At 60.5% G+C, this 5,059-nt stretch carries 4 protein-coding genes; 2 read left to right on the forward strand and 2 right to left on the reverse strand.

Going from position 1 to position 5,059, the window contains the following annotated elements:
- Positions 1-10: 10 nt before the first annotated feature.
- Together ACMXYH_RS09690 and ACMXYH_RS09695 are read right to left on the reverse strand one after the other, a co-directional pair.
- Entirely contained in the window at positions 11-400 is a 390-nt protein-coding gene (locus ACMXYH_RS09690; RefSeq protein ID WP_129437180.1) for a hypothetical protein, read from the reverse strand.
- A 168-nt stretch (positions 401-568) separates the two neighbouring features.
- Positions 569-2,395 (reverse strand): glycoside hydrolase family 15 protein, encoded by a 1,827-nt coding sequence (locus ACMXYH_RS09695; protein WP_415766941.1) that lies wholly within the window; start codon positions 2,393-2,395, stop codon positions 569-571.
- Between the two features lie 335 nt (positions 2,396-2,730).
- Here ACMXYH_RS09695 and ACMXYH_RS09700 point away from each other — a divergent pair, with 335 nt between their 5' ends.
- Together ACMXYH_RS09700 and ACMXYH_RS09705 are read left to right on the forward strand one after the other, a co-directional pair.
- The gene (locus tag ACMXYH_RS09700) at positions 2,731-3,903 is read left to right on the forward strand and encodes an MFS transporter (RefSeq protein ID WP_415766942.1); all 1,173 of its coding nucleotides are present in this window, start codon (positions 2,731-2,733) and stop codon (positions 3,901-3,903) included.
- A gap of 169 nt (positions 3,904-4,072) precedes the next feature.
- Positions 4,073-4,807: a thioesterase II family protein gene (locus ACMXYH_RS09705; protein WP_415766943.1), complete on the forward strand. Its 735-nt coding sequence runs from the start codon at positions 4,073-4,075 to the stop codon at positions 4,805-4,807.
- The last annotated feature ends 252 nt before the right edge of the window (positions 4,808-5,059 follow it).

The raw sequence follows: 5,059 nt of genomic DNA on the forward strand, positions 1-5,059 counted from the left end.
TGCCTAATTCCTAGACTTCCACTTCCGCCACTTGATTGAAGTACTTCGACCGATCCGGCGTAAACGTCACCACCATGTTGGTCCGCGAACAGGTCAATGCCCGTTCTTCACCCAAATCAACATCCAGATCTTCCCCGCGCAACCCCTGCCACTGAGCGAGGTACTTGAGGGATCCGTATTTTTCGAGTTTCTTCAGGCTGCGGCTGACGCCACCTTTCCAGCCCAGAACCGGAAGTTCGCCGGCAAGGCAGCGTTGGGCGAGTTCGGGGAAACGGGCGGCGCGTTGGCGGCCGATCTCCCAGCATTTGATCAGGCCCTTGTCCTGGCCTTCCCACAATTCATCCCGGTTCAGACCTGACCGGAGTGGGGCGTCGATGCTGCGGTGGATGCGCTGGGTCATTCTGGTTCCTTGAATTCGGGTTTTGTTGGACAGCTCCGCTGTACCCGTTGACGGTGGATGGTAGGGATGGATGTAACGGCTGGCAACAAAGGATTTTCCGGCGGTGGATGCAGGTTTTGTTTAAGCAGTGCAGGACTTCGGACTACACAAACCTGTGGCGAGGTGCTCTCACGGCTGCCAGAAACTCTTCTCCCCACTCAATTTCCGATCCAGGAAACTGGCCGCACTGATCAGTGCCAAATGCGTCAGCGCTTGCGGCGTATTCCCCAGATGCCGCGCATGGCTGTCGAACTCTTCGGCGTACAACCCCAGTGGGTTGGCGTACCTCAGCAACTGTTCAAATTCCAGATGCGCCTTTTCCACCCGGCCGGCGCGGGCCAGGCATTCGACGTACCAGAATGAGCACGCGGCGAAGGCGCCTTCGGTGCCGTCGAGGCCGTCGATTCGGGTGTCGTCATTGCGATAGCGGTAAACCATGCCGTCGCGTACCAGATTCTTTTCGATGGCGTCGAGGGTCGCGAGCCAGCGCGGGTCTTTGGCGCTGACGAAGCGCACCAGCGGCATCAGCAGCATCGAGCCATCCAGCGCGGTGCCGCCGATGTGCTGGACGAAGTGCCCGCGTTCTTCGTTCCAGAAGTTTTCCCAGATGTCAGCGTAGATCGCTTGTCGGGTCTGGTCCCAGCGGGCGAACGGGGCGGGCAGTGAGCGTTTTGAGGCGAGGCGAATGGCTCGGTCCAGTGCGACCCAGCACATCAGCCGCGAGTGCAGGAAGTGATGCTGCTCGCCGCGCATTTCCCAGATGCCGACGTCCTTTTGCTCCCAGATTTCGCAGACCTGATCGACCACTTCCACGGTATGTTTCCAGCCTTCGTGGGAGATGGCGTCGCCATATTTGTTGACCAGGTACACCGCGTCCATCAACTCGCCGAAGATGTCGAGCTGGACCTGGTCGTAAGCCTGATTGCCGATCCGTACCGGTGTCGCGTCGCCATGACCGCAGAGGTGCGAGAGTTCGGTTTCCGGCAATTCCTGGCGGCCATCGATGGCATAGAGGATGTTCAGTTTCATCGGTTTTCCGTGGCAATCGCTGACTCTCCCGCGTAGCCAGCGCATGTAATCATTGGCTTCCTGAACGAAGCCCAGGCGCATGAACGCATAGACGGTGAACGAGGCGTCGCGGATCCACGTGTAGCGGTAGTCCCAGTTGCGCACGCCGCCAGGCGTTTCCGGCAGGCCGAAGGTCGCGGCGGCGAGGATCGCGCCGTGTTTGCGCGAGGTCAGCAGCTTCAACGCCAGGGCCGAGCGATTGACCATCTCCCGCCAGCGGCCGCGATAGTTGGATTGGCCGATCCAGTCGCGCCAGAACTTCAGGGTCCGTTCCAGGCAGATGGTGGCGGCGCCTTCCTTGAATCGCGGATCGTCGATACCGCCAAGCATGAACTCGGCGCTCTGGTCCTGTTCGAGGGTGAATTCGGCGACTGCCGCATGGCCGTCTATACGCAAAACCTGATCCGAAGACAGGCGCAGGGACGGCTGATTGTCGGCCTCGAAGGTCACGTCCTTTTCATCCATGCGTGCGCGGGTCTTGGCGCGAGCGTAGTCATGGCGCACGGCGCAGCGCATGTGAAACGTTGCCTGGCCGCTGACTACACGAACCCGGCGCATCAGCACCGGCGTGGCATCTTCGCTGTCGCCGATGGGCAGCAGGTCGGTGACTTCGACGACTGCGCGGTCGCTGAGCCAACGGGTTTGCAACACATTGGTGTCAGGCAGGTAAATCTGCTCGCGGCGAGCGTCGGGTAAATCCGGTGACAGTTGGAAAATCCCGGCCTCGGGCGTGTCCAGCAGCGAGCAGAAGATCGACGGACTGTCGAATTCCGGCCAGCAGAAAAAATCCACGCTGCCCTTGTCATTGACCAGTGCCGCGCTGCGCATGTCGCCGATGATGCCGTGGGCATCGATAGCGCTTTGTCGTTCGGGATGATGATCAGCCATTGCCGCGAAACTCCGGATAAAGGCTCAGGGCTACTTGTTGGGCGAGGGAAATCTGCATGAGGATTAAGGCCTCGAGTACAGGGCTTAACTAGCTGACTGGTTTGAGCGGTAGAGAGTTCATTTGGCGGAAAAGGAGGTCGTCTCTGCGGGCCCCTTCGCGAGCAAGCCCGCTCCCACAATAGATTTTTGGTGTACACAAATTTTATGCATGGCCGAGAACCCATGTGGGAGCGGGCTTGCTCGCGAAGGGGCCTTCACATTCAACCAACAATTAGCCGCTTTCCCCTCTGTCAGCGTTTATGGCAACTTGCAGGCCCTTGTTGAGACCTGCACCTATGGCTAACCCCTACCGCGAGCTATTCAAAGCCCCAGGCAGCAGTGCTTTTGTGCTGGCCGGGATGATCGCGCGCATGCCGATTTCCATGACCGGCATCGGCCTGATCACCATGCTCTCGCAATTGCAGGGTGGCTATGGACTGGCCGGCGCCGTGGCGGCGACGTTTGCCTTGGCCACGGCGTTTTGTGCGCCGCAGGTTTCGCGGTTGGTGGACCGCTTCGGGCAGCGTCGGATCTTGCCGGTGTCGGCACTGATCGGTGGCGGGGCGTTGTTGCTGGTGTTGCTTTGCACTCGCTTGCAGGCGCCGCAGTGGACGTTATTTGTGTTCGCCGCGCTGGCCGGTTGCATGCCGAGCATGTCGGCGATGGTGCGGGCGCGCTGGACCGAGGTGTATCGCGGCCAGCCTGAGCTGCAAACCGCTTATGCGCTGGAGTCAGTGCTGGACGAGGTCTGTTTTATTGTCGGGCCGCCACTGTCAGTGGGGTTGTGCGTGGTGGCGTTCCCCGAGGCTGGGCCGTTGGCGGCGTTGCTGATGCTGGCGATCGGGGTGACGGCGTTTGTGCTGCAACGTGACACCGAGCCGGCGATTCATCCCCATGAAGAACATCATCAAGGTTCGATCATTCGTTCCAGCGAGATTCAGTTGCTGATGCTGTTGATGGTCGCCATGGGCACCATCGTCGGTGTGGTGGATGTCGTCAGCGTGGCGTTCGCCCAGCAGCAGGGCCAGCCGGCGGCGGCGAGCATTGTGTTGTCGGTGTATGCCATCGGTTCGTGCCTGGCCGGTTTGGCGTTCGGGGCGTTGCGCTCGAAACTGCCGTTGCCGCAACTGTTCCTGTACGGCGGGGTGGCGACGGCGGTGACCACGCTGCCGTTGCTGCTGGCGACGAACATTCTCGGGCTGTCGCTGGCGGTGTTCGTCGCCGGGCTGTTCTTTGCGCCGACGCTGATTGTTGCGATGGCGTTGGTGGAGCGCATCGTGCCGCCGGCCAAACTCACTGAAGGCCTGACCTGGCTGGTGACCGGGTTGAGCATTGGCGTGGCGATCGGCGCGGCCAGTTCCGGGTGGCTGGTGGATGCGTTTGGGGCGCGGAGCGGGTTCTGGGTGGCGATTGCGGCTGGCGCCGTGGTGCTCGGTTCCGCCGTCCAAAGCTATCGTCACTTGAAATGATGACTAAATGTGGGATCGGGCTTGCTCGCGAATGCGGTGGGTCAAACAACATCAACGTTGACTGACCCACCGCATTCGCGAGCAAGCCCGCTCCCACATTTGGATCTTCGACTAATTCAAGACCGACCTCATCCGTTCTCTTAACAGACAACTTTTCGAGGTAAACCCGGTGACCCAGCTGACATTGCTCTGCCTGCCCTATTCGGGCGCGAGTGCCATGGTCTATAGCCGCTGGCGGCGCAAACTGCCGGAGTGGCTCAAGCTGCAACCCGTGGAACTTCCGGGGCGTGGCGCCCGGTTTGGCGAGTCGTTGCACACCGACATGCGACGCTTGGCGCTGCAACTGGCGCAGGAACAAAAAGCCACGCTCAAGACGCCGTATGCGCTGTTTGGCCATAGCCTTGGTGCGTTGCTCGCCTGCGAGATGGCTCATGCGTTTCGCTCCCTGGGCTGCCCGGAACCGGTGGCGCTGTTCGCTTCGGGCACCGCCGCACCGACCCTGCGTGCCGACTACGATCGGGGTTTCGCCGAGTCCAAAACCGATGCCGAACTGATCGAACAATTGCGCACCCTCAACGGCACCAGTGAAGAGGTGCTGGCCAACGAAGAGCTGATGAGCCTGACGCTGCCGGTCCTGCGTGCGGACTTTCTCCTATGCGGGCGCTTCGAGCCGCAGCAGCGTCCCTTGCTCAAGTGCCCGGTTCACGTGCTCGGCGGCAAGGCTGATCGCGCCACCACCGAACAGTTGATCGGTTGGAGCAAGGAAACCCACGGTAGCTTTTCGGTGGACATGCTCGCTGGCGGACACTTCTTTATCCACGAGCACGAAGCCAAGGTGTTGCGGGTGATCAAGGATCAGCTGGACGTTCATCATCGGCGGCACGGGTTGATGGCGGTCAGCTAAACCCGAACATCACTCACCCCCTGTGGGAGCGAGCTTGCTCGCGATGGCTGCCGGATAGTCAACATCTATGTCGCCTGTCATGGCCCTATCGCGAGCAAGCTCGCTCCCACAGGGGTCATGGGTCACCTCACTATCCTCGCCATACCCTTCCTTTCTGATACTTGTTCTCATTCGCTAATTTTTCCGGTCTGCATTCGTTTTATAGGGACGACGTGCCTTTGTGCTTCCCGCCACTGATCCGGATGCTAAGAA

Source organism: Pseudomonas frigoris (assembly GCF_047758635.1).
GTDB classification, from domain to species: Bacteria; Pseudomonadota; Gammaproteobacteria; order Pseudomonadales; family Pseudomonadaceae; genus Aquipseudomonas; species Aquipseudomonas frigoris.